At 35.7% G+C, this 25,942-nt stretch carries 26 protein-coding genes, 1 tRNA gene and 1 other RNA gene; 2 read left to right on the forward strand and 26 right to left on the reverse strand.

The window, feature by feature from the left end; translation table 11 throughout:
* Positions 1-5: 5 nt before the first annotated feature.
* The 23 genes from Q0X02_RS02450 to rpiB form a co-directional block, all read right to left on the reverse strand.
* Entirely contained in the window at positions 6-1,010 is a 1,005-nt protein-coding gene (locus tag Q0X02_RS02450) for a ribonuclease E/G (RefSeq protein WP_297811045.1), read from the reverse strand.
* On the reverse strand, positions 1,007-1,603 hold the full coding sequence (locus Q0X02_RS02455; protein ID WP_297811047.1) for a cell division inhibitor: 597 nt from the start codon (positions 1,601-1,603) through the stop codon (positions 1,007-1,009). Before Q0X02_RS02455 ends, Q0X02_RS02450 begins: the two co-directional genes overlap by 4 nt.
* Positions 1,584-4,919 (reverse strand): penicillin-binding transpeptidase domain-containing protein, encoded by a 3,336-nt coding sequence (locus Q0X02_RS02460; RefSeq protein ID WP_297811051.1) that lies wholly within the window; start codon positions 4,917-4,919, stop codon positions 1,584-1,586. The genes Q0X02_RS02455 and Q0X02_RS02460 overlap by 20 nt, the downstream gene beginning before the upstream one ends.
* 9 nt (positions 4,920-4,928) lie before the next feature.
* Complete coding sequence (gene mreD / locus Q0X02_RS02465) at positions 4,929-5,420, reverse strand: rod shape-determining protein MreD (RefSeq protein WP_297811052.1); 492 nt, start codon at positions 5,418-5,420, stop codon at positions 4,929-4,931.
* Positions 5,421-6,275 (reverse strand): rod shape-determining protein MreC, encoded by an 855-nt coding sequence (gene mreC / locus Q0X02_RS02470; RefSeq protein WP_297811055.1) that lies wholly within the window; start codon positions 6,273-6,275, stop codon positions 5,421-5,423.
* Positions 6,276-7,271 (reverse strand): rod shape-determining protein, encoded by a 996-nt coding sequence (locus Q0X02_RS02475; protein ID WP_297811058.1) that lies wholly within the window; start codon positions 7,269-7,271, stop codon positions 6,276-6,278.
* The gene (gene radC, locus Q0X02_RS02480; protein ID WP_297811061.1) at positions 7,272-7,943 is read right to left on the reverse strand and encodes a DNA repair protein RadC; all 672 of its coding nucleotides are present in this window, start codon (positions 7,941-7,943) and stop codon (positions 7,272-7,274) included.
* Positions 7,944-7,946: 3 nt separating this feature from the next.
* Positions 7,947-8,459: a Gx transporter family protein gene (locus Q0X02_RS02485; RefSeq protein WP_297811064.1), complete on the reverse strand. Its 513-nt coding sequence runs from the start codon at positions 8,457-8,459 to the stop codon at positions 7,947-7,949.
* On the reverse strand, positions 8,459-8,836 hold the full coding sequence (locus Q0X02_RS02490; RefSeq protein WP_297811067.1) for a NusG domain II-containing protein: 378 nt from the start codon (positions 8,834-8,836) through the stop codon (positions 8,459-8,461). Before Q0X02_RS02490 ends, Q0X02_RS02485 begins: the two co-directional genes overlap by 1 nt.
* A gap of 149 nt (positions 8,837-8,985) precedes the next feature.
* Positions 8,986-9,627: a pyroglutamyl-peptidase I gene (pcp, locus tag Q0X02_RS02495; protein WP_297811070.1), complete on the reverse strand. Its 642-nt coding sequence runs from the start codon at positions 9,625-9,627 to the stop codon at positions 8,986-8,988.
* A gap of 10 nt (positions 9,628-9,637) precedes the next feature.
* Positions 9,638-10,624, reverse strand: coding sequence for a DUF979 domain-containing protein (locus Q0X02_RS02500; RefSeq protein WP_297811073.1), 987 nt, complete (start codon positions 10,622-10,624; stop codon positions 9,638-9,640).
* Complete coding sequence (locus tag Q0X02_RS02505) at positions 10,617-11,291, reverse strand: DUF969 domain-containing protein (protein ID WP_297811076.1); 675 nt, start codon at positions 11,289-11,291, stop codon at positions 10,617-10,619. The genes Q0X02_RS02500 and Q0X02_RS02505 overlap by 8 nt, the downstream gene beginning before the upstream one ends.
* Positions 11,292-11,540: 249 nt before the next feature.
* Positions 11,541-12,392, reverse strand: a complete 852-nt coding sequence (locus Q0X02_RS02510; protein ID WP_297811080.1) for an RnfABCDGE type electron transport complex subunit B — start codon at positions 12,390-12,392, stop codon at positions 11,541-11,543.
* A gap of 10 nt (positions 12,393-12,402) precedes the next feature.
* A complete protein-coding gene (locus Q0X02_RS02515; protein ID WP_297811083.1) occupies positions 12,403-12,984 on the reverse strand; it encodes an electron transport complex protein RnfA in 582 nt (193 codons plus the stop codon).
* Positions 12,984-13,613 (reverse strand): electron transport complex subunit RsxE, encoded by a 630-nt coding sequence (gene rsxE, locus Q0X02_RS02520; RefSeq protein ID WP_297811116.1) that lies wholly within the window; start codon positions 13,611-13,613, stop codon positions 12,984-12,986. Before rsxE ends, Q0X02_RS02515 begins: the two co-directional genes overlap by 1 nt.
* A gap of 9 nt (positions 13,614-13,622) precedes the next feature.
* On the reverse strand, positions 13,623-14,195 hold the full coding sequence (locus Q0X02_RS02525; protein ID WP_297811086.1) for an FMN-binding protein: 573 nt from the start codon (positions 14,193-14,195) through the stop codon (positions 13,623-13,625).
* The gene (locus tag Q0X02_RS02530; protein WP_297811090.1) at positions 14,192-15,163 is read right to left on the reverse strand and encodes an RnfABCDGE type electron transport complex subunit D; all 972 of its coding nucleotides are present in this window, start codon (positions 15,161-15,163) and stop codon (positions 14,192-14,194) included. The genes Q0X02_RS02525 and Q0X02_RS02530 overlap by 4 nt, the downstream gene beginning before the upstream one ends.
* Positions 15,164-15,166: 3 nt before the next feature.
* The gene (gene rsxC, locus Q0X02_RS02535) at positions 15,167-16,495 is read right to left on the reverse strand and encodes an electron transport complex subunit RsxC (protein ID WP_297811093.1); all 1,329 of its coding nucleotides are present in this window, start codon (positions 16,493-16,495) and stop codon (positions 15,167-15,169) included.
* 27 nt (positions 16,496-16,522) lie between these two features.
* Positions 16,523-16,608 (reverse strand) — tRNA-Leu (locus Q0X02_RS02540).
* 28 nt (positions 16,609-16,636) lie between these two features.
* Positions 16,637-17,278 (reverse strand): lytic transglycosylase domain-containing protein, encoded by a 642-nt coding sequence (locus Q0X02_RS02545; protein ID WP_297811095.1) that lies wholly within the window; start codon positions 17,276-17,278, stop codon positions 16,637-16,639.
* Entirely contained in the window at positions 17,275-17,880 is a 606-nt protein-coding gene (gene coaE, locus Q0X02_RS02550; protein ID WP_297811098.1) for a dephospho-CoA kinase, read from the reverse strand. The genes Q0X02_RS02545 and coaE overlap by 4 nt, the downstream gene beginning before the upstream one ends.
* Positions 17,870-20,497 carry a DNA polymerase I gene (gene polA, locus Q0X02_RS02555; RefSeq protein WP_297811101.1) on the reverse strand — a complete coding sequence of 876 codons (2,628 nt, stop codon included), beginning with the start codon at positions 20,495-20,497 and terminating at the stop codon, positions 17,870-17,872. Before polA ends, coaE begins: the two co-directional genes overlap by 11 nt.
* Position 20,498: 1 nt before the next feature.
* Positions 20,499-20,951 carry a ribose 5-phosphate isomerase B gene (gene rpiB, locus Q0X02_RS02560; RefSeq protein ID WP_297811104.1) on the reverse strand — a complete coding sequence of 151 codons (453 nt, stop codon included), beginning with the start codon at positions 20,949-20,951 and terminating at the stop codon, positions 20,499-20,501.
* Between the two features lie 105 nt (positions 20,952-21,056).
* On the opposite strand from rpiB, the gene ssrA reads away from it, so the two are divergent.
* Positions 21,057-21,418, forward strand: a transfer-messenger RNA (tmRNA) gene (ssrA, locus tag Q0X02_RS02565).
* 31 nt (positions 21,419-21,449) lie between these two features.
* Here ssrA and Q0X02_RS02570 read toward each other — a convergent pair.
* The gene (locus tag Q0X02_RS02570) at positions 21,450-21,779 is read right to left on the reverse strand and encodes a hypothetical protein (RefSeq protein WP_297811107.1); all 330 of its coding nucleotides are present in this window, start codon (positions 21,777-21,779) and stop codon (positions 21,450-21,452) included.
* A gap of 225 nt (positions 21,780-22,004) precedes the next feature.
* Here Q0X02_RS02570 and Q0X02_RS02575 point away from each other — a divergent pair, with 225 nt between their 5' ends.
* On the forward strand, positions 22,005-23,165 hold the full coding sequence (locus Q0X02_RS02575; protein ID WP_297811110.1) for an iron-containing alcohol dehydrogenase: 1,161 nt from the start codon (positions 22,005-22,007) through the stop codon (positions 23,163-23,165).
* A 42-nt stretch (positions 23,166-23,207) separates the two neighbouring features.
* Here Q0X02_RS02575 and Q0X02_RS02580 read toward each other — a convergent pair whose 3' ends face one another.
* Both Q0X02_RS02580 and Q0X02_RS02585 read right to left on the reverse strand, forming a co-directional pair.
* Positions 23,208-24,020, reverse strand: a complete 813-nt coding sequence (locus Q0X02_RS02580; protein WP_297811113.1) for an ADP-ribosylglycohydrolase family protein — start codon at positions 24,018-24,020, stop codon at positions 23,208-23,210.
* An 84-nt stretch (positions 24,021-24,104) separates the two neighbouring features.
* Positions 24,105-25,898, reverse strand: a complete 1,794-nt coding sequence (locus Q0X02_RS02585; RefSeq protein ID WP_094225457.1) for an oleate hydratase — start codon at positions 25,896-25,898, stop codon at positions 24,105-24,107.
* Positions 25,899-25,942: the final 44 nt, after the last annotated feature.

A 25,942-nucleotide genomic window follows, 5' to 3' on the forward strand; every position in this document is an offset into this window, starting at 1 on the left:
CCTCGTTATTTGTCAAGTGTTACTGTAAATTCTAACAGATTTAAATTGCTAAATCCGTGAAATTTTATATTCGGTTCACAAAATTCTTCTTCAATAAAATCGAAAAGTTTTTGATAATCGCTTTGTCGCACACAATCGACAATCACCATTCCCACCATTTTCTTCAAATACATCATCTGATGAATTTTCTTCAGTGCATTTGTGTTCAATTCGTGAAAATAATCCTCGCTATTTGGCATTTTGGATGAATTTACATCGACAACCCACATAGCTTCTGTTTTTTGAATGACAATCTCTGCGTTGTTTTTCAATTTTATTATTTCTGAATTTTTATCTATTATATCACGACTTATCAAATTATCATAGTTATAATTGTAATTTTCGTCATATTTTGCATTCACTATTGACTTGTATTGCCTGTAAATTGATTTTTCGTTGGTTATTAAATAATCTAAATTTGTTTCTTGAATGATTTTGTCTATTGGATTTTTTTTGTACAAAAGTTTCGGTATTGGAAGAAATTTTTTCTCGGTGTTGATGAATTTTATTTTCGACAATATTAAATTCAGTTCTTTTTCTTGTTCTTTTTCTGTCAATGAGAAAAATCCGTTTTTAACCACTCCCGTAAAATCGTATTTGCGTTTGAAATTCTCGATATTTTTGAATTTTTGACTTCCTTCAAATATCACATCATTTGAATTTGTGTACTCCAAGTTTTCAGTCTGAATTGTAATCTTAGTCGTGAACTTGGGATACTTGTCTTCTGTCGATTCCTTTGTCATTTGAACGATAACCTCATCAGATGGCTTCAAATCATTTGTGTATTTGGTGTTGTTGAGAAATCCTATTTTTTTCTTGTCGTACTCAATGAAAAATGCGTCTAATTTTTTGTCGTATTTTTGAATTTTGCAGACATAAATATTTCCCACCTCACACTCACACTCACCAATCATTTTTAGTTCGCCATCGTAATATCCCCAAGTGTTTTTATCAACAAATACGTACTTCATCTTCCAAGTATCCTGTCAATTAAGCCGATTTTTTCCGGCGTATTGTTTGTGTAGTTGTCGACAATGTGTTTGATTTTTTCAATCGGAGTTTGCGTGAATGTGTTGATTGTCTTTTCAAATGACTTGTCGAATTCCAATTTTCCGATGTACAAATACCCTTCTTTTCTTTTTGATTTCGAGTCTGTAATCTGAAAATATTTTTCAGCATTTGACTTCTCGCAATCTCCCCACATTATTTCTTCGTCAAAACAAATCCCCACATCTTGCGTAAATATCACAGTTTCAAATTCATCAAGTTTGTGGATTAAATTTTCGAAATCTTCTTTTGTCGCTGCAAATTTTTCCGGTTTTATTGACGATGGCAAAATGTACTTGTGTTCTTTAATTTTAATCATAGATTTTTTGTAATCAACTACATTTCCTAAAACATCTAAAACATCGTATACGCAGTAATCTTCGACGCCAAGTGCGTATTCAATTTGTCTAGATTGTTCCGTGTTTATTATCAATATTTTTTCTTTTAATAAATTACAAAGGCTTTGTACCAACAAAGCCTTTTTTTGTAATTGTGAATTAACGAGTACTGTTTTCATCTGTATCATTCTCACTCTCAGTATTTTCTTGTCCTCTATCTTTTTTTTGCTTCAACTTCAATGCTTCAGCCATTATATCGCGAGTCATCGGTCCGTTGTTAGTGCTTGTTCCGCCCTGCATCACAACCGTCACCACGGCGATTTTCGGATGGTCAACTGGTGCAAATCCTATCATCCATGCGTGGTTGTCGTACGGCTGACCTGTAATCGGATTTACTCCAACTTGGGCTGTTCCCGTCTTAACCCCGGCTGACACTGGGAAATTTCTGAACGTGTTTTTTTCGTATCCTTCTGTCGTCGCCATATTAAGACCAGTTCTGATGTATTTCAAATTCTCGTAGTCATTCAATTTTATTCTTTCGCTTTTTTTCTCATTTTTAAATAGCGATGTGGAATTATCATTTGATTTTATTTCGTTGACAAGGCTTAGCTTGTTCAAGTATCCATTGTTTGCGAAAACAGAAATGTATCTCGCCATTTGAAGTGGCGTGTAGGCGTTTTGTCCCTGTCCGATGACGACGTTTAGCATATCGCCAATATTCCATTTGGATTGATTCAAATAGTCGAATTTTATTTTGTCGGCGAAGGAATTTTTCTCCCCGTCAAGTTTTTTCTCAGCGTCAAATCCCAAACCGTCCAAAGTTTTGATTATGTTGTTTCTGGTTTGAAGGTTTTTGTCATCACACAGCTCCATTATCCTGTCTATCTTAAACTTCATTTGTTTAGGTGTGAATGACTTGTTATCTTTAACGTATTTGTCGGCGTTTTTTTCCAAAAATCTTCTGAAAACCGATTTGAAATTATTTTCTTTTATCATTGGGTCCGGAACTGTTCCCGCATTTTCCGCCGGAACGTTGATGTCAATTCCAGTTTTACTTCCAAGTCCAACTTTTCTCGCTGTTTTTACAAGCTGGTCAATTGTCAATTTGAATCCCAAATCTTTTGAACGTCTCTGGTCTCGTCCAAGTGCCAAAGAATAAAAATAGTAGTTGCAACTGTCTCGAAGGGCTCTCATAACATTTTCGCTTCCGTGAGTTGACCTTTGCGTGTTCCAAATCCAACAACCAAAAATCGAACCTCCGACATCGACATATCCACCACATTTTATTTCATGATATGGACTGAATCCACCTTCTAGTGCTGCGAGTGACGTGTTCAGTTTGAAGATAGAGCCCGGTTGAATCGCTGCTTGCATTGGAATATTGTAGAGTGGTCTCGGTGAAATCGGGTCCTTCGGGTCTTCTGCTTGCAGACTCTCCCAGTCTGTTTGGGAAATTCCCGTCGAGAACAAATTCGGATTGTACGCTGGATATGAAGCCATTGCTAGGATTTCCCCCGTTTCTACATTCACCGCTACTGCTGCACCACTTTTTGCATTTTTGTAGCCAGCCAGTGGTTTGTCGCCCCATTCCGATTGATAATTTCCGCCGGAACTAATCGCTTGGATAGATTTTCTGAGGGATTCTTCGGCAACTTTCTGAACGTTAGTGTCGATGCTCAAATAAACATTGTCTCCAGGAATTGCTTTTTTTTCTGACAGTGTTTCAGTCCTGTTTCCCTTGCTGTCAACCATAACTCTAAGCGAACCATCTTCGCCTTTAAGCGCATCTTCCTTGCTCTCCTCTATTCCGGTTTTTCCAATCAAAGCGTCTTTTCTGTATCCTTTTTCTTTGACGTATTTTTGAATTTCAGTCGGAGTGGAGATTTTCCCGATGTAACCTAAAACGTGGCTCAATTCCTCTCCGTTTGGATAATACCTGACAGGCATCGTCGTGACTTCAATTCCCTGATTTTTGCCAAATTTTTCTTCGATACTAGTGACTGATTTTTCCGTCAAATTGTAGCTCAAACAAATAGGCTCATAACCTCGTTGACCTTTGTTTTTCAACCTGTTGTATATGCTCACCATATTGTAGGCGTCGTATTTCGAAAATTTTTCGCACTTGTATTTTTTCAAAATCTCATCGTACAACAATTTCACGTCGGTGTTCTTGTCGAGCTTGTAGCTTTCGTAAAAATCATCCATATTTTTCGTGTAAATGTATTTCCAATCATTGACACTGATGGAAGGATTGATGTTGTTTTCGGTATTTACAGATTGTGCTATCAATTTTATATCATCATCTGTGATAAATTTCTCCGCCAAATTGTTGCTAATCAACAAATCCTGAACGTGTTTGTACGGGTCTGTGGATTTTTTCGGAGTTTTAATGAATTTCGCTTGTATTTTTGGGTTTTTGGTGTCTTTCTCGTCGATTTTGAACTCAACATTTGAGTCAATTCCTTTTTTCTTCAACAAATCAAGAGCCTTTTCCAATACAATTGTCTTTTTATCGCCATCGACATCAACTTTTTTCAACAAATCTATCAACGTGTTTTCTTTTACGATGTTCACAAAATCGTCGACAGCCGCTGTTTTGAAATCTACCTTGCTTGATAATTTCATCAATTCGACTTTCTTCAAAACGAATTTCTGGTAATCTTTCAACTCCATATCTTTTAGCACGATATCATCTTGAAGATTGTTCTTCTCCAATTCCCGATAAATCATAGATCTGATTACGCTGTCGTTGAGAAGTTTTCTGATTATCGATTTGTCTTTTTGTATAATCGTCGTTATGGCAGAATTTACCGCTACATTGTCTTTTAATTTGTATTTTTTTAAAAGTTTTAGCGTTTCTTCATCAGACTTGTCAAATTTCGTCATATCCTTGCTATCCAACTTCAACGTCAAACCTTTTGAACGAAGGGCATTTAAGCAATAATCTAGCACTGTTTTTTTGTAAATCCCTTGGTTGGTTTCTTGGACAAAACTCTTGTCAATTAAATTTGCCATGAGATTTTTTTCCATAACAATTGATGCCACTTTGTCTGTCGGAGATTTATCTTCTCTCAAAAAATCATCCAAATTTCTGTAGGACAATGCGTTCATATCTATCGGGAAATCTTCCGTGTTCATCGAGCCATCTTTTTCGAGAATCCTGGACAATGCGAGCAGTGCATTGTTGCTGTCTTCGGTGGTCATCTGTTTGATTTGGTCTTTGTATAAATTTGCCACATAAACATTTTTTGTCGTCGCCAACAATTCACCATTTCTGTCGTAAATGTTGCCTCTAGGTGCGGGGATTTTTATTTCCCTTAGCCTGTTGTTCTTTGCGATATCTCGGTAGTAACTTCCCTTTATCAATGTCAAATGTATCAATTTTACCGACAAAATTGACATCATAAATATCAGTATCACAATTATTATTGTAAATCTGTCGTATTTTTCCAATTTTTCCAACTTGGTCAATATTTTACTGTAAAATTTCTTCATAACCTAGCCTCAAATAAATCTAAACTTTGGATACTTAAATATTTTATTGGAAATTTTGAATAGTAAGTAATACAACAAAACATTTAAAATCATTTCGATAAGTATCGGACCTTTCAAATACGATATGTTGATTCCATTTCCTGTGATGTAGATTACAAAATAATGAACTAAAGTGTAGTAAAGCGTGACAAAAAACGTCAAAACCATTCCGCTCCTAGGGTCTTCTTTGTTAATTGCAGCCTCGCTGTTGCCAATCAAAAATCCCGATGTAAAATAAATCAACGCTCTAACTCCAATCACAGGACTGAAAATCGCATCTTCTATCAATCCGATTATTATTCCGTTTATCGAGCCGGTGTACGCGCCAAATCCTATCGACAACAACACTACAACTGGAATCGACAAGTTGCAATAGACGTTGAACACGGAAATTCTGGAAAGAAGTGTCGATTGAATTACAATATCCAACAAAACTATCAAAAATATTTTTAATTTGTTCATCTAATTCACTCCCTGTCCATCGACTATTAAAACACGATACATATTGTTGAAGTTGATTTGCGATTTGCATTTTATATTTTTCGTGAAATTATCCTTGGATTTGCTAACTTCAATAACCTCTCCGATTTTAATATCTCTCGGATACACTCCGCCAAGTCCAGATGTCATAAGTACATCTCCTACTTTTACATCTGCATTTGCATCGTACATATATCCTTTCAAAACTCCATTTTCTCTGTCGTTTAACACTCCTACATCTTCGCTTTTTGCAAGTCTAAATCCGACATTATTTCCCGAATCCATCAACGTGTCGACCTTACTGTGGTTGAGTCCCACTTCAGTTACTATACCGACGAGTCCTTTTTCAATTCCGTCGTTCGATGATACGGCTTGCACGACGATGTCGCCTTTTTTAATTTTATCCAAAGAGCCCTTGTCAATGCTGAATCTAGTGAAAATGTTGCCTGGGTCTTTTCCCGTTATAAAAGCTTTAGATTTTATCGTTCTGTCTTTGTTTAGCAACTCGTATTCTTCTTGCAAATACCTTTTGTCGCCTATGACTTTGCTCAAATTGTCGATATTTTTTTTGAGTTTTGCATTTTCCAATACGAGTTTTTTGTTGTCTTCGCGCATTTGTCTAGTTCCGAAAACATAGTGAAAAGACTCCGTGACTTTCGAACCGATAACGTAAAAAACTTTGTTGATTGGGGTCATCACAGTGCCAATTGCGTTCTCTCCTATCGACATATAAGATTTGTTGTTGTTGGAGATAGCTATGACCAATATGAGAAATAAAGTCGTCGCAAAAAAGAACACTCTTTTTCTTAGCTTTTTGTTATATCCAAACTTAGCCAATTACTTATCTCCCTTCTTTAGAAATTTTCCAATTCCTACTCCTGTGCAATCCATTGGGCTGTCCACCTTCAACACTTTTATTCCCAAGATATTTGTAATGTACTCGTGAATGTAATCTATTAGACTTCCTCCACCTACAATATAAATTCCTTCTTCGATAATGTCGTTTGCAATATCCGGTGGCGTTTTTTCCAAAACTTTTTTCAAAGCTTCAACACACATATCAGCGATTGGAACTATCGCAGGTGTTATGTCCTTCGCCCTTATCTCGACAGATTTCGGCATAGTGGACATAACATCCGTTCCGCCGACAATCATAGTGTTGTTTTCCCTGTCATAGTTAAGCGTTGCAATCTTGATTTTAATTGCTTCCGCCGTTGAAATTCCTATATTCACCGAAAATTTCTTTTTCAAAATTTGTTTGATTTCTTGGTCAATATCTTCTCCGCCGCTTTTTATGCAGTAGCTTGTGACAATTCCTCCCAAGCTAATCACAGATGCTTCTATCGTTCCCGCTCCGATATTCAAGACGATGTGACCTTTAGGCTCTGTGACATCGACTCCCAATCCCTTCAGCGACGCAATATTTTCTTCAACTAATTTGACGCTTCTAGCACCCGCATTTAACGCCAAATCCTCAACGCTTCGCCTCTCAACGTCTGTCAACGATGCAGAAACGCATACACAAACTTCCGGCTGAAACACGGAAAAATTCGGACGAGCTTTTTTTATGAAATAAGCGAGCATACTGACAGTTGATTCGAAATCGCAGATAACTCCATTTTCGATTGGACTAATAGCTACGATATTATCTGGAGTCTTGCCAATCATACTCTTCGCTTCAGTTCCAACGGCTACAATATCGTAATTATTTATGTCAATAGCTACAACACTCGGTTCATTTATTATTATTTTTCCATATTCATCAGAAATAACGCAACTAGCCGTTCCCAAATCTATTCCCAATCCATCCTGTTGTAATTTTAATAAAGCCATTTAAAAATACATTCCTTTCTTCATACTCAAACTGTCGTTTGAACTTACAATAATATGATCCAACACTTCTATTCCGATGAGCTCTCCTACTTTTTCCAATCTTTTTGACACTTCTACATCAGCTCTCGATGGTTCGAGGTGACCCGATGGGTGATTATGGACTAAAATTATCGAATTTGCACCTTTTTTGATGGCAGATTTGAACACTTCTCTAGGGTGAACGATGGACTGGTTGATTGTACCTTTGCTTATGAGTTCCTTGGAAATGATACAGTTTTTTGTGTCCAATAAAAGCGCGTAGAAATTCTCCACGTTACAATTTCCGATTTCATTGCAAAAAATCTGTGCGACACTTTCCGGATTTGTTATTTTGAAATTATCTATCGCTCTGTTTAAAGCGAGCCTTCTTCCGATTTCAATTCCCGCCAATATTGATGTCGCCTTCGCCATCCCTATTCCTTTTATCTTCATCAACTCTTCAACGCAAATATCCTTGTAATCATTCTCGTGGATGTAATCAATCACTTTGTGAGCTAATATCTCCACTCCCTCATCTTTTGTTCCCGTCTTTAAGATAATTTGCATCAACTCCTCGTCACTCATCGAGGGCAATCCGTTTACCTTCATTTTTTCTCTTGGTCTTAGAGAAGCATTCATCTCTCTAACTCTCATAATTTATCTCCTATTACTAAACAAATATTTTTGTTGTTTTGAAAGTGCATTCGTAAGGTAAATTGAAGTAAGCCCCACAAAAATCCCTGTAAATATACTCAAAAACACCAAAATTGGCAAGTACACAAATATTCTGATGTTGTTGAGCATAATCGCGCACACCAAAACTTGCGATAAGTTGTGGATAAAAGCTCCAAACAAGCTAACACCAATCAACGAAAAATATTTTCTCAAATATTTGTTGACCAAATACATCACAACAAGTGAACTTACAGCTCCTGCCAATGAATAGAAAAAGCTTATAACCGCCCCTGTGATTAGCATTAGTAAAAATGATTTTAGGATTCCTATTACAAGAGAATCTCTAAATCCAAAAACAATTAAGCATGTCAATATTACAATGTTGCTGAGCCCAAGTTTTGCACCAGGCATTACGATTGGAAGCGGAATCATTGACTCAATCAAGCTTACTACCAATGCAACTGCCGTTAAAATAGGAATATGTAATCTTTTCATCAATAATTCACCACATCTATATCATTTTTGTTTTGTTTACTGGCTTTCACTTCTACCACTAATTTGTTTGGAAGGCACACTATAACATCACCCGGCTTTTCTATTTTACCTTTTAAAATACACAATTTATCTGGACAATCAGAATCACTTATCCACACGCTGTAACCATTAATATGAACTACGTTGTGTCCGTATTTATTATCAATCTTGTAATTATAATCTTCAACTGGCAGAGTAATCTGTTTTATTTCTTTTCCATTCACTTGAATTGACACGTATCTGTCTTGTGAATTTGCGTTGTCGATGTTCATCACGACAAAAAGAATTGCCGAAAAGCACAACAAAAACCCAACCAAAATTTTATCGTATTTTGTCATATCTTACTCCTTTAAACTACATTATAGTTTATCATTTTATCGTGTATATTTTCAAGATAAAAGAAAAATCCTTGATTTTAATTTCAAAAAAAGAACTCCGATTTATTCGAAGTTCTTGTGAATTAATATTTAATTTGTTTTGAAAAATTTTAATGAGTTTTTCCGCCTGTAACTTTGATGTCTTCGTCGTTTTCAATTACAGCCTCAATCGCTTTTTCCAATGCTGTGACGATTGTTTGCAAACTCATTGACGCTGTGTGAGCTTTATTCAAAACCTGTTCTGGCAAAAATGGAATATGAATAAATCCCGTTCTCATATTTGGATATTCAGTGGCTTTTAAATGTGCCATTCCATAAGCGACGTGATTGCAGATAAATGTTCCCGCCGTATTTGATACAGATGCTGGAATATTCGCTTGTTTTATCTTTTCGACAATCGCTTTGATTGGAAGCGTCAACAAGTAAGCATCAGGGCCATCTTCTGCGATTTTTTCGTCTATCGGTTGATTTCCTTCGTTGTCTTTGATTCTACAATCGTCAATGTTAATCGCAACCCTTTCAACCGTAATATCTTCACGTCCACCAGCTTGACCGACAGAAATCACAACATCAGGTTTGACTTCTTTGATTTTCTCTTTTAATTTATCTACGCTTTTTCCAATCACCGTTGGAATTTCTATTTTTATAACTTCATTTCCTTTGATTGAATCTGGCAAAAGCTTAACCGCCTCGATTGCGGGATTAATTTTTTCTCCTCCAAATGGGTCAAATCCAGATACTAATATTTTCATAATTTTCCTCCTAAAAAGCAAGTAGCATTAACAAAACAATGTGAACAACAATAAGAGCTAGTGCAACTGGAAATTGTGCTTTGATAACTCCATTTTTGTCCTTCATTTCCAATATTGCCGCTGGAACAATGTTAAAGTTAGCAGCCATCGGCGTAATTAAAGTACCACAATAACCGGCAGTCATTCCAAGTGATGTGACAACAGCAGGATTAGCACCTTTTGCAATCAACAACGGAACGCCTATTCCCAAAGTGATAACAGTGAACGCTGCAAAGGCGTTTCCCATAATCATTGTGAAAACAACCATACCGACAATGTACGCAACTGCCGCCGCAAAAATTCCAGCATGGCCAACCATTCCCGTAGCCAACGTTCCAATTAATTTTCCTACTCCGGCCGATGCAAATATAACTCCCAAACCACCTAACAATTGTGGAAGAAGCGATGAAGCACCGACTTGCATCAACATTTTTGTAGTATCATCAGCAGTTTGTTTTGCCTTTGGCTTGGCAATTATTACCGCTATCACATACGCCAACACCGATGAAATAGTCAACACTTGTGCAGCCGACAACGAGAACACGCCCTTGGAATTTTGCAAAGGTATGTTAAAAGATTTAAGCTGCGACAAAAGCATAGCACTGATTCCCATAACCAAAGCAGGAATTAAAATCTTGCCACCAACCTTATCGGCATTTGCCCTTCTCTCCTCGTCAGTAACTTCCTCGAACTCACCTGGTTTGATTTTATTAAAAATCGACAAAGCGCCCAAGAACAATAAAATCACTCCGACAATAATTCCACCGGATTCTATATGTCTGACCAAAAAACCACCACAGCCAAACAATATCCCCAACAAAATCCAAAAAAGCATAGTACCAATCCTAGCTTCCTTATTAAACCTTGCACGAATGCCTGCCATTATGCAAATAACCGCACACAACATATATGCTATTTCGTCAAGAATTATTTTATTATCTACAAAAAAATCAAGCATTTTTACTGTCCTTTCTAAGTTTCATTTCAAACATAAAGCATTGTATTAAAGAAATAACCAACATACTAACACCGGCAAAAATCGACCATTTTGCGATATCGGCAGTTTCCAACGGATAACCTGCATCCTTCAAAGTCGTTTGCATCAACAAAACGCCCGATGCTAGTGGAAATATATTTTGTCCGTAAAAATTACCATAATTCTCAACAGCAGCTGCAAGTCCCTTTAATTCGTCAAGCCTAACTTCGGTCAAATCAACTTTTTTCAAAGCCGCTCCTTCTGCCATCGGCAAAATCAATGGACGAATAAATTGAACGTGACCACCAAGCCTCAAAGAAAACGCCGCCGCAACCCATCTTATAAACAAATAAATCCACAAAACAGAACCCGCACTGGCAAGTTTAAATTTAGAAATAAAATCCTTCGCCTTTTCCTTAAGCCCGTATCTCTCCATAATTGCAATTACAGGAAAAGAAATTAAAAACAAACTCATTAGCCTATTATTTACAAATCCCTCTCCCATTATTTTCAACGTTCCTGCTAATCCAAGTCCCCCAGCAAGACCTGTAACCAGCCCTGCAAGTAAAACTATTCCCAAAACGTCAAGTTTTAAAGCAAAACCAACTACAATAATCAATATTCCTATGAATACCAAATAATCTGCCATGATAACCCTCCTTAGTTTTTATTAGCTACTAATAAATAATAACTTCTCCATTATATACCCGATACTTTTGCATTTTAAACTGCGATTTTAATTTTTATAAAACAAAACAAAATTTTCTAAAATTTAAAAATCATTATATTCTTATTCTTAAATTCCAAAAAAATTTTTAATTCCTAAAATTTTAATTTCAAAAATTGTTTTCAATAAAAAACAGACCGTCATATTTAATGTGACGGTCTGTCAAAATTTTTAAGCTTCTTTGACTTTAGCTTCCTCTGCCTTAGCCTTTGCTTGTTCTTCTTTGATTTTTAATCCTGGATAAATTGCTTTTGTAGGACACTTGTCTATCGCCTTTTGAACTTGTTCTTTATCCAATCCTTCAGCGTAATTGAAATGAGCTAAGTTGTCTTCAACTTTGAATCCATCAGGGCACATTTTTGCACAAATTCCACAAGAAATACATCCAACTTTACAATACTGTCTTACATCTTTTCCTTTATCGTGGCTGTTACATCTTACGTAAACTTCTTGGTCGTAATCTACAAGTTTGATGATATCTCTTGGACAAATTTCAATACATTTTTTGCAAGATGTACATTTTTCTTTGTCTACAATTGCAATGCCATCAATGATGTGAATTGCATCAAAATCACAAACATGAACACAAGTTCCACATCCCAAACATCCGTTAGGACAAGTTTTGCTTCCACCTTGTAAATTATGATTTACTCTACAATCCATTATGCCTTTGTATTTGAATTTTTCTGTTGCGTATTCTGGTTTTCCTTGACACATTACACAGGCAACTTGTTTTACTGAATCGACAGCGTCTGCTCCCATAAATGCCGCTAGTTTGTCTGCAACTTCCTTTCCACCTACTGGACAAGAATTGCAAGCAGCTCCTTTGTTTACAATCGCATCTGCAAGTCCATCACAACCTGGAAATCCACATGCACCGCAGTTTGCTCCAGGCAACATTTCTCTTACTTTTAATACTCGTCTATCTACTTGAACTTCGAATTTTTTAGATGCGTATCCCAACAATAGCGCAAATAAAATTCCCAACGTTCCCAAAATTATAAATGGAGTTAAAATTGTCATTTAATGCCTCCTATACCAATCCGCCGAATCCAAAGAATGTCATCGCCATCAATCCGATTGTAATAAACGCAATTGGTACACCTTTAAAACTTTCAGGAACATTTTTACTTAATGCGACTCTTTCTCTGATTGCAGATAATAAAGTTATCGCCAAAATGAAACCAAGAGAAGCACCGATAGCACTTGCAATTGTTTCGATTAAGTTGTATTTTTCTTTTATATTTGCCAATGCAACCCCTAATACTACACAGTTTGTAGTGATAAGAGGAAGGAACACACCGAGTGCCGAATACAAATTAGGACTCAGTTTCTTCAATGCCATTTCTACAAATTGTACTAGAGTTGCTATTACCAATATGAACACTATGGTTTGCATGTATTCAATGTGAAATCTCTCTAGTATTTGAATTTGGAAAATATAAGTGATGACAGACGCTATTGTTATTACAAAAAATACTGCCATACCCATACCGATAGCTGTTTCAGTTTTTGAGGATACACCTATCAATGGACAAAGTCCCAAGAATTGACCAAATACATAGTTGTTTACCAATAAGTAGAGAACTATTATTTTAAATATATTTGCTAACATTAGTTTTCACCTCTCATATTGTTCTTCTTTCTTTCTTGTTTAGTCAAGAAATAATTGTAAGTTGCTAGTAAGCATCCCAAAACCATAAATGCTCCAGGAGCTGCTGCCATGATACCAATTGGAGGTATTTTCCCGATGACAAGATTTCCCAAAATCTTACCTGAACCTAATAATTCTCTTATGAATGCAACCAAACAGATTACAATTCCATATCCCAAACCATTTGAAATACCATCTAATAATGATAAGAATAGACCATTTTTAGATGCAAATGATTCAGCTCTTGCCAAAATTATACAGTTTACTACGATAAGTGGAACGAATGCTCCCAATGAAGCATACAATGCTGGTACAAATGCTTCTAGTATCATTGAAACTAATGTTACAAATGTTGCGATAACTACGATATACGCAGGTATTCTAACTTTTGATGGTATGAAATTTCTAAGTAATGATATTACGATATTTGAACATATCAATACGAATGTGAACGCCGCAGTCATACCAATTGCGTTTTGAACTGATGTTGATACACCAAGTACAGAACACAAACCAACTAATTGGATTAAAACCGGGTTGTTCTTTAGAATACTACTCTTAAATACTTCTGATGCTTTAGTTTTCATAATCTAGCCTCCTTATTTTAATCCCGCATTAGCTTTTTGTGCTACATTCAATGCGTTCTTAGCTGCAGTAGTGGAGTAAGTAGCCCCACTCAAAGCTTGTATTTCATTGTCAGCTTGAGGTTTTTTCTCAGCTTTTATTTCTTTTTTCATGGATTTTCCAATTACCGCATTCACAAACTCAGGCTCACCTATTCTACTGCCGATACCTGGAGTTTCTTGCGTTTCAAGAATTGAATATCCAACTATTTTTTCTTCATTGTCTACGCCGATTACGAATACTACATTTCCTGAATATCCACCGACGCCTGTAGTTTTATATACATGACCTACAGTTTTGCCACCTTGGATGGCTTCTTGTACGTCATTCAAATTTTCGTCTTTAGATTGTAAATCTTTTAATTTTGCAGGGTCAACTGCCTTGAATGATTCTGCTTTTGGATAAGCAACCTTCAAAGATTTTTGATAATTTGCCAACCTTTTTGCTTCAATTATAGGACTTGTAACTTGGTTACTAAATGCAAGTACAATCGCACTAATTGCTGTGATAATGAACAATCTTATAGCTAAACTTATTGATTCTCTCATATTCCTTGTTTACCCCCTCTACCGATTGGTGTTGGAACTGTATACTGATCGATAAATGGAACCGCACAGTTCATAAATATTATCGCATAAGACACACCTTCTGGAAGATTACCAAATTGTCTTATAATCGCTGTGAAAAATCCACAGCCAATTGCGAAAATAATTTGTCCTTTGGGAGTAACCGGACTTGTAGAATAATCTGTAGCCATGTAGAATGCACCAAGAATCAAACCACCTATGAAAATGTTCATAGCTGCGTCTTCAAATCCTACACCGCAAATAAGTAATGTAACAAATGTTGTCAATATGTACACTACTGGTATTCTAAGAGTAATTACCCTTCTGTATAAAAGATATGCTACACCTATAAGCAATGCCAATGCACTAACTTCACCAATTGTTCCACCTAAGTTTCCGATGAATGCGTCTAAGAAACTTACTGGTTGACCGCCAGACAAAACTGTCGCATAAGTTTCAGCGTCAACACCTTTTTGTGTTAGTGGTGCTGTGTAGTTACTCATAGCAGATGCCCAACTTGCCATAATAAAAGCACGTCCAGCAAGTGCTGGGTTCATAAAGTTTGAACCTATTCCGCCAAATAATTGTTTAACAATTATTATAGAAAAAACAGAGCCTATAACTATCATCGGAATCGGCAATGTAACTGGAACGTTGAATGCCAACAAAATCCCCGTAACAACAGCAGATAAATCTGAAATAGTTGAAGGTTGTTTCATTATTTTTTGATAACAATATTCTGATAATACGCAAGTAATCACTGCCGCTATTACCAACACTAAACTTCTCATTCCAAATTCGTAAACACTCATAATCAAAGCAGGAACCAATGCGATGATAACATCTAGCATTATTCTTTGAATAGATTCTGCGCTTCTTTGATGAGGAGCAGCTTCTACGATTAAATGAGATAAGTCGTACTCTTGTTTTTTGATTTCTTTGTTTTCCATAGACTATCCCCTTTTCCTCTTTTGTGCTTTTAATTGAGTCTTTGCGTGTACAATTGCTTCTACTAATGGTCTATTTGATGGACAAATATAGCTGCAAGTTCCGCATTCTATGCAGTCATTCAAGTGCAATTTTTCTGCTCCTTCAAAATCGCCATTCAATGATTTCAATTGCAAGAACAATGGCAATAAGTGAATTGGACATACATCTACACACTTCGCACATTTAATGCAAGGGTCTGGAGAAGCGAGAGTGGCGTCTTTTTCGTTCATGAAAATAAGACCACCTGTTGTTTTAACAGTTGGAGCTTCCAAATCATATTGGCACGCACCCATCATAGGTCCACCGACAACAATTTTGTATGGAGTTTCTTTGAATCCATCACAATAATCAACTAAATCTCTGAATTTAGTTCCGATTGGAACGTAAACATTTTTAGGTTCTTTGATTGCAGAACCTGTCATAGTTACAATTCTATGAGTCAAAGGAATACTGTGAACTACGGCATCATAAATCGCCATAGCACTTGAAATATTCAATCCTTGAACTCCTCTTTCGTTTGACCTTTGTGCTTTTGAAATTTTCTTACCAGTTATAGCGTTGATAAGTCTTCTTTCATCACCTTGTGGATATTTAGTTTTAACAGAACAAATCGAAATATTTTTTTCATCTTTAGATGCGTTTTTCAAAATTCCGATAGCTTTTTGTTTGTTATCCTCAACCCCTATGTATCCTTTTTCACAATCCATCAGTTTCATGATTATTTTCAATCCACCAATTGCTTTTTGAGGATATAATTCCATATTAAGTTGGTCGCTTGTCAAGTAAGGTTCGCATTCTGCCCCATTCAATATAACCTGTTCGATGTTGTATTCAGGTTTTTTCTTCATCTTAAGATGTGTAGGAAATCCTGCTCCACCCAAGCCGACAATGCCAGCTTCCTTAATTCTTTCTAGGATAACTTCTTTTGATAATTGTGTAAAATCATCATTAGTTTCAGTGTATCCTATTTCGTCTAAACCGTCTGATTCGATTACTACAACTTCACCTTTTTGACCATTTGACAATACCATCTGCTCAATTTTCACAACCTTACCACTTACTGAACTGTGGACAGGTGCTGATATCGCCGCTTTAGATTCTCCAATTTTTTGTCCTACTTTTACCTCGTCTCCAACGGCAACCATCGGTGTGCAAGGAGCACCTATGTGTTGGTGCATAGGAATATAAACCGTACTTGGTTTAAAATTTGTATCTAAAGGACAATTTTGAGTGTAGGATTTGTGGTCATCCATGTGAAATCCGCCTTTGAAAGTCAGATTTTCTAAACTCATTTTATCACCCCTTTAATAAAATAAAAATGGTGCAGAGAAAGAGATTTGAACTCTCACGAGATTGCTCTCACTGCCCCCTCAAGACAGCGTGTCTACCATTCCACCACCTCTGCGTGAATAAGACCTTATAAAGGTCTTTTTTTAGTATTTATTTATGATATTTTTGATTAATTTGAAGTAATTTTTAGCCCAAACCTTAAAATCTTTGTGCATATTGTCTTTCAAGACAGTATCTTCATAAAAAATCTTGTAAATTTTGTATTGATTGTCGACTTTGACCACGTAATACTTTGTTTCTGATGATGGAATATCGCTCAAAGTTTTTCCATCTTTTGAAAATGATTCGTTCGCCAACCATTCCTTAACATTTCCAATTCCCCCGTTATATGCTGCAATTGCCAAGTCATGGTTTTTGAAGTGGTGCAATAAGTACGACAAATACGCCGTTCCCATTTCAATGTTCTTGTCAGGTTTTTTCAAATCATCTACTGTGAAATGGGTGTTTCTCATATTGTTGATGCTTTCTGCAGTGTCAGGCATCAATTGCATTAGCCCCAACGCTCCTGCCTTTGATTGAACGTCTGGGTTAAAATCGGATTCAACTTTGATTACGCTCATAACCAAAAGTGGATCGACGTTGTACTGTTTGGAATATGTGTTTACCAAATCAACATATTTTACAGGTCTACTCATAGTGCTGTATGCACTCACGCCAAACCCAACCAAAAATAAAATCACAAAAATCGTTATTATTGTTAAAAAAAATCTTTTAATAAATTTCATAATTTTTTCCTATCTATCAAATCGTCAACTTCAGCGACTAATTTTTCTAATGATGAGTTGTTCGTTATAACTTCATCAAAATCACTTGTCAATGTTTGATAATCATACTGCGAATTTATCTTTTTAACTGCCATATCAAAATCGACGTTGTCTCTTTTCATTATTCTTTTAATTCTAATATCGTTGTCGGATACTACTACCCATGCCTCATCGACCTCGATGTTGTCTAGTATCAGACTTTTCGCTTCCACATACATAGAAACTTCCAGAAAAATCAAATCAGACTTTTCCTTTTTAATTATATTTACTACTCTTAATATTATATCAGTATGTGTTAATTCTTCAAGTTTTTTTCGCATTGTTTTTGAATTAAATACAAATTTAGAGAGTTTTTTTCTGTCAATTTCCAAATTTTCGCCTAAAATCTCCTCTCCAAACTCCTCTATTAATTTGTAGTAAAGTTTTTCTCCTTTGCCATAGATTTGGTGTGTTACTTCATCCAAATCTATGACAACAAATCCTTTTTCTTTAATTCTTTTGCAAACACTGCTTTTTCCGCTTGCGATATTTCCAGCGATTACAATTATTTTTTTATTTTGCATCATACCAATTTTTTGCACTTTGCACATCGATTTTTAAATCAACTTTAAGCTCAACTGCATGAGTCATTACGTCTTTCATTATTTGCAAAACTTTTTCTTTTTCATCTTCTGGGCAATCTACGATTAACTCGTCGTGTACTTGTAGGATTAACTTCGCTTTTAGGTTTTCATTTCTCAATCTGTCGTAGAATTTCACCATACAGACTTTGATTATATCTGCAGCAGAGCCTTGAATTGGCGTATTGAGTGCGACACGTTCTCCGAAGCTTCTCACGTTGTAGTTTTTGGATTTCAATTCAGGAATGTATCTTCGTCTGTTCATTATTGTTTCTACATATCCTTGTTCCTTGCCTATTTCGACGATATCCTGCATATATTTTTTGATTCCCTTATATGTGTTTAGGTAGTTGTCGATGTATTCCTTGGCTTCTTTTCTGGTGATGTGAAGGTCTTTGCTCAAAGAATAATCTCCAATCCCGTAAACTATTCCAAAATTCACGGCTTTTGCGTTGGACCTTTGAAGTGGTGTAACTTTGTCAAAGTCGACTTTGAACACTTCACTCGCTGTTTTTCTGTGAATGTCAGCTCCTTTTTTGAAGGCATCTATCATCACCTCATCATCTGCCAAATCCGCCAAAACTCTTAGCTCGATTTGTGAATAATCCGCATCTAAAAGCACATTGTCATTTGATGGTACAAATGCTTTTCTGATGAGTTTTCCTTCGTCTGTTTTGATTGGAATGTTCTGAAGGTTTGGATTGGTAGAACTTATCCTTCCAGTCTGTGCAATCGTCTGTTGGAAAGTGGTGTGGATTTTGCCCTCTTCTTTGATTAAATCGACCATTCCATCGATGTAGGTTGTTTTGAGTTTTGTAATTGTTCGATATCTCAATATATAATCGATGATTTCATGTCTTCCGCTCAACGCTTCGAGCACTTCTTGGTCTGTCGATGGGCCTGTTTTGTTTTTCTTTATCACAGGTAGTTCTAAATCTTCAAACAAAACTTCTGCCAATTGTTTTGATGAATTGATGTTGATTTTTTTTCCAATTAATTCTTCAACATCTGCTTCGATTTGTTTGATTTCTTCCTCGAACATTTCTCCCATTTCGACCAGAGTTTCTTTTTTCACACAAACTCCCGTAAATTCCATATCGCACAACACTTTTATAAGTGGAATTTCAACATCGCGATACAAATGCGTCATATTTTCTTTTTCTATTTCGGAAATTTTTTCGAATAATTTGTTCGTAAACGTCATATATTTAACTACATAGTTGTTTATTAAATTTTCGTCAGATTCCAAAATAGTTTTCTTGGATTTTCCTTTGCCTGTGATGTCTTCTAGCGATTTGAAATCGTAGCCCACGATTTTAGGGTCAGACCTTTCCATTCCGTAGCTTGTCTTGGAAGGGTCGAGCAGATATTCTATTATCACTACATCGTCATAGTTGTATGAAATATCGATGCCGTATCTCATTAAATGATAAATACAAGGTTTTATGTCAAACGAAAGCTTGTTGATATCATCTGCTTCAAACTCACTCTTGAAGGATTTTACCAATTCGACATTTCTTGTGATGTAGACTTTGTCAGTGTAGATTGCAAATATTACGGCTTCATTGTCAACATAAAATCCATCGTTAAATAAAGCAAAAGTAAACTTTTTGTTTTCTTTAATATAGGCTTTTATTGCTTCGATATTTTCGTCCAATATTTCAAACTCACATTTTTCTTCGGATTGTTCATTTGGAAGTTTTTTTATAAAGCTGTTGAACTCTAGCTTGGTCAACACTTCTATCAATTCATTTTCATCCGGTTGTTTGATTATGCAATCGTCTATCGTAAATCCCATCAAATCTTGTGGAACATTTCTGTCAATGGTTCCAAGTTCACGGCTCAAATACGCTATATCTTCCCCATCGATGATTTTTTGCTTTGTCTTTTTGCCTGAAATTTCGTCGATGTTTTCGTACAAGCCTTCGATGCTTCCATATTTTTGGATGTATTTGAGGGCAGTTTTCTCGCCAACACCATCAACCCCTGGAATATTGTCTGATTTATCTCCCATCAAACCTTTCAAATCAATCATTTGCTTAGGTGTAATTCCGTAGTCTTTTTTTAATTCATCGACATCGTAAATTTTTGTTTCAGTTATTCCCCTTTTTGTGAGAACAACTTTTGTATTTTGGTCGATTAATTGAAGATAATCCTTGTCCCCTGTCAACAAGTACACATCGTAGCTTTTTTCAGATGCTTGTTTTGCCAATGTCCCAGCGATGTCGTCTGCTTCGTAGCCTTTTAAATCAATGTATGTCACTCCCATCGCAGCCAACAATTTTTTCAACAAATCAAATTGAGCTATGAGTTCCTGAGGAGTTTCTTGTCGGTTGCCCTTGTATTCTGAGTATTTTTCGTGCCTGAACGTCGGCTCTTTTCTGTCGAAACAAACGCACACCAAATCAGGGCTGAGTTTTTCCATCACAGAATAATACATATTCATAAACCCGTAAACGCCGTTTGTGTGCACTCCGTCTTTCGTTGTCAAATCTCTTATTGCATAAAATCCTCGAAACAAAAGAGATGAGCCATCGATGATTAAAGCTTTTTTTGCCATTTTATAATTCCCTGTTTTCTTTTTCAAACGACATAATCTTGTCGACTCTTCTTTGGTGGCGACCAGCTTCAAATTTATTTTCCAAAAAAGTTTTGATGATTAATTTTGCAACCTCATCTCCAACAACACGAGCTCCAATGCACAAAACATTTGCGTTGTTGTGGTTTCTGCTCATTTTCGCACTGTACACATCAGAAACGCACGCAGCTCTGATTCCTTTTAACTTGTTTGCCGCCAAGCTCATACCGATTCCTGTTCCACAAATCAAAATTCCAAGCTCACAGTTTCCTTTTTGGATTTCTTCGCAAACTTTCTTTGCATAATCTGGATAATCTACTGAATCAGCTGAATTTGTTCCCAAATCCACAACTTCATTTCCCAAACTTTTTATATATTCAACCATTGAATTTTTTAATTCAAATCCGCCATGGTCTGCTGCTATTGCAATTTTCATAAAAACCTCCAAATAATTTGTTAATTATATTTTATAATATGTACCAGAAATTAGCAATTATTTGAAGAAATAGGCATTTTGTGGTAAAATTAAATTGTCAAATACGGGGATGTCTTGGTTTCGACAGGGATATTGAAGTTTGAATAGCGAGTCGTTTTCGTCTACAAACGTAAAAAAAGGACAACTAAATATAAACGCTGAAGATAATAACTTCGCACTAGCTGCCTAATAACGGCGGCCGATTCAAAAGCTAAAAAATCGTCCTGCGTTTTCTTTTTGAATCTCAACTAATGAGCAGGAACATCTCGTTTGTTTTCCTCTGGCATACGGGATTATTTAAGAGGATATATCGATTATGGTTTTGTCAGTTAAATTTTGGTCGACGAATAAAAATTAACTGACTGCACTCGGAGAAGTTCTTATGAATATATTTTTGGACAGGAGTTCGATTCTCCTCATCTCCACCATAAAAACGGCAGCTTTTTAGCTACCGTTTTTTTATTTCAATTCGTTGATTATTACAGTCGAGTTGTCTCCTGCGAATACGTTGTGTTTTAAATCCGTTTGTGTGTCGATGTATTCTATACATTTGTCATCATAAGTAAAATCGAATTTACCTTCTTTTCTGAAAATTTCTTTTCCTTCTGCATTGTAGATAATGATTTCTCTCTTTATTCCTCCGCTGTATTCGCTTTTTAAATTTTTTTTAAATCTTTGAAATTCTGCCGACTTAAAAAACAATACTCCAATCGCAAACAAAAATATTAAAATTACGAGCGATATTTTGAAGCTTATTTTTTTAAATTTTATATTTTCTTTTTCTGACATTTTTACCTCCTTATTTTTTAATAATATTATACAAATGCTTTCCCAAAAATAAAAGTATGTTTTAAATAATCATTGTTATTTATCACGGTAAAAGTCTTTAAGATAATAATGATTATTTGTTAAGAAATATTTTTTTCATTTGACTTTTTCTGGGATATATTGTTATAATATTATTATAGCAGAAGCGAATACGTTTTTGTAAATATTTTACAAGGAGTGATTTTTATGGCAAATGGAGTACTTCATATTCCAGGATTTATTCACTTTGGTGAAGGGGCATTTTCAAAGTTAAGTGAATTAAAAGGAAAGAAAGCGATTATTGTTACAGGTGGAAATTCTATGAAGAAAAATGGTTTCATAGATAGAGCATGTGACGAATTGAAAAAAGCTGGCATGGAAGTTTGTGTTTTCGATGGCGTTGAAGAAAATCCATCAGTACAAACAGTTGAAGCTGGCGCGAAAAAAATGTTAGAATTTGAGCCTGATTGGATTGTAGCTTTAGGTGGCGGTTCTGCAATGGACGCTGCAAAAGGTATGTGGGCTTTTTATGAACATCCAGAATTAAAATTCGAAGACATTGTTCAACCTGGTTCTCTTCCAGAGCTTCGCAAGAAGGCAAAATTTGTTGGTATCCCATCAACTTCAGGTACTGCAAGTGAAATCACTGCGTTCTCAGTTATTACTGACACAGAAACTCACATAAAATATCCATTGGTTTCTGACCATATTGTTCCAGATATCGCAATCGTAGATCCTGTTTTACCTTCTAAGATGCCAAAATCTGTTACAGCAAACACAGGTATGGATGTTGTCGCACACGCAACTGAAGCTTTAGTTTCAAACATTGCAAATGATTACACAGATGCTCTTGCAATTCACGCTTTGAAATTGGTATTTGAAAACTTACCAAAAGCTTGCGAAAACCCAGATGATATGCAAGCTCGTGAAAAAATGCACAACGCATCTACAATGGCTGGTATCGCATTTACATCAGCATCTCTTGGTTTAGTTCACTCATTAGCACACAAAATCGGTGGTATGTTCGGAATTACTCACGGACTTGCAAATGCAATTCTTCTTCCATACATCACACAATTCAACAGAAAAGCAACTGATAAGGTTGACTGGATTGAAAAAGAATTGGGAGTTAAAGATTATCCACTAGCTGTTAGAGAATTAGCTAAGAAAGTTGGTATTCCACCAACATTAAAAGAAGTTGAAGACAAATTCGGATTTAACAAGGAAAAATTCGACGAAGTATTGGATGAAATGAGCAAGAACGCTTTTGAAGACCCTTGTACTTTGACAAATCCACGTGAATCAAATCCAGAAATAGTAAAAATGATATATACTCACGCTTACAACGGCGAAGATATAACAGAATAATAAACAGCAAAAATCCTGCATTACGCAGGATTTTTTTATTGCTTATATTTGATTTTTCAAATATTCTACAAATTTTTCAATTTGCTCTTTTACATTTTCGTCTAATTTGTCAATCCACTTTTTAGGAATTGTAGAATATCCATGAATCGAGCCGCTGATACTTCCTGCAATTGCCGCTATCGTGTCAGAATCTCCCCCGTGATTTACAGCGTTTATAATACAATCTTCAATCGAATTTTCCTTCGCCCAATGAATCGCATTATTGAATGTGTTCACGATATATCCAGATGGTTTTAACAATTGCGTATCTTTTAGTTCGTGGTTTTTCCCGTTGATATTATCTCTGATAATTTGTGTGTATTCGAGTAAAATATTATCACACATTTCGTTATTGTGAGTGAGTCGTCCTTGTTTTATATTCAAATCTTCAGAAATTTCATTATCTAGAAGTGCACAAGGAAGTGCTCTCATCAAACTTCCATTTCCAAGCGCTGTATCATCTTCTTCGATAAATATTTCGTACTGAATGTAGTGTTCGATTGCACGTCTACATTGATTGCCAATATCTCTTGGATGAGTATTGTACCGCTCCACGAAATTTTTCATAGTATTTTTCTCAAAATTATCACGGTCATTTTCCATCAAAGAATTCATAACGCAAATACTCATATCAGTATCATCAGTGCATTCTCCTGGATTCAAATCAAGCCATCCTCCACCTAATATATCAGTGACTTTTCCGTAGATTTTTGAAATTTCGTCTTCAGTCATAAATTCAGTAGTAGCTCCCATGCTATCACCTATCGCAAAAGCAAAAAGCGCTCCTTTGATTCGATCTATTTTCCTTCTGTCCATATTTTCATCCCCTTTTGTATATTTTATTACAAATTAAAACAAAAAAATATCCCCAGAAAATAAATTCCAGGGATATTAACAAATCTAAATCAAATTATTTTCTTTTAACATTAATTCGATATCAGTGTCTTCTATTTTCTTTCCAATACTATGAGCTAACAATTTTGGAATTGGTAGGTCAGGTTTTTCGTAATCATTAAGTGCACTAACTGCATTTAATAAATATCTCAAATCGTATCTTGAAGCGTAAACTTCTGGAATTCCCTTTTCAACATGACACAATGCATATACAGCTTCCATTGCTGTTCTTCCAGAATATTCTGTAGTAAATACAGTATCTCTGCCAGGTTTGTCCAGTGTTTCTGCAAATTGTCCAAGGAATGCAAAGTTCACAGCTCCTTTAGGAACAACGTAAGGTCTGTCGCCAAATTCACGAGGTTCAAAATGACTTGTAATATATGGCATCATTACAGGAATTGCTGAACAATCTTGTGATAATTGATCGATTTCTGCTTCAGGAACACCTATATGATATAACCATTCTTTTGTGATTTCTTTTCCTGTACAATCTCTCATAGTTTTTTTGATATAATTTCCGTCTTTGTCAGTAAATAATCCGTAAACCCAAACGCAAATATCTTCTTTTGGTTGACCAACATATTGTGGTTGTCTGTTAATCGTCCAGCTCATCAACCAATTTGAATCCTTAACAGTTACGATACCACCTGTAACTACTTTTCCTGTGTAAGGATTTCTCTTAGTAATATTTTCGATATAGTCGATAACTTTACCACCATGAACAGTTACAGTACAAGATTCCCAGTTAGTTCTTTCAACATTTTTACAGAATTTGTCAGGTTTGCCGAATTCATCTGATTTTAATGCTATATTCCTCCATAAATCCCAGCTTCCGCCAAGATCAGCACTCAAAGTTGCTGCAGTCTCATCGTCACCGTAGCTTGATGATTCAGTCATTGATCCATTAGTTATAAACACCAAATCATTTTCAGTTAAATCAATTGATTTGTCTTCACCTTTACTTGATTCCATTACCAATTTTGTAGCAACTTTCTTATCAGCAGTTATATCAAAATCAACATCTTTTACAGTGATTCCGTATTCAAATTTAACACCTTTTTCTTCTAACCATTTAACTATCGGTTTAACGATAGATTCGTATTGGTCGTATTGAGTAAATTGAAGAGCTGAAAGTGTAGGAAGTCCTCCAACATGGTGGATAAATCTGTTCAAATACAATTTCATTTCCAAAGCACTATTCCAGTTTTGGAACGCAAACATTGATCTCCACAAAATCCAGAAATCACTATTCAAAGTTTCTTCTGAGAAAACTTCATCAATTTGTTTGTTTTGTAAGATTTCATCTTTTGTAATTGTAAGCTCTGCAATTTCCTTCAAAGCTTTGTCTGATAAGTTGAATTTTTCTTCATCATATCTTTTACCATTTTCATGAGTTATACGACATTTACTGAAATTTGGATCGTCTAAGTTAGTGTAGAAGAAATGATCTAGTATTGATTCCTCTGGATTTTCAGATGATGGAATCGCACTGTACAAGTCCCACAAAGTTTCAAAATGGTGACCCATTTCTCTACCGCCTCTGGCAACATATCCTCTGTGTTCAGCCTTAAATTCTCCATCCAAACTTCCACCAGGCAATTCTAATTGTTCAATAAAAGTAATATTTTCGCCTTTCATGTGAGCATCTTTTACTAAAAATCCACCCGCAGCCAATGCAGCAATACCAGTACCTATAATGTAGGCTTTCTTATCATCTATGCCTTTTGGCTTTCTTGCGTGAACTAAAGAGTGATAATTTCCATTAACAAATTTGACTCTTTCATCATAACTATTATTCATTAAATAACATCTCCTTTTCTTTTTCTTTGTAAGAAAATTTTAAG

The organism is uncultured Finegoldia sp. (genome assembly GCF_947252345.1).
GTDB lineage: Bacteria > Bacillota > Clostridia > Tissierellales > Peptoniphilaceae > Finegoldia.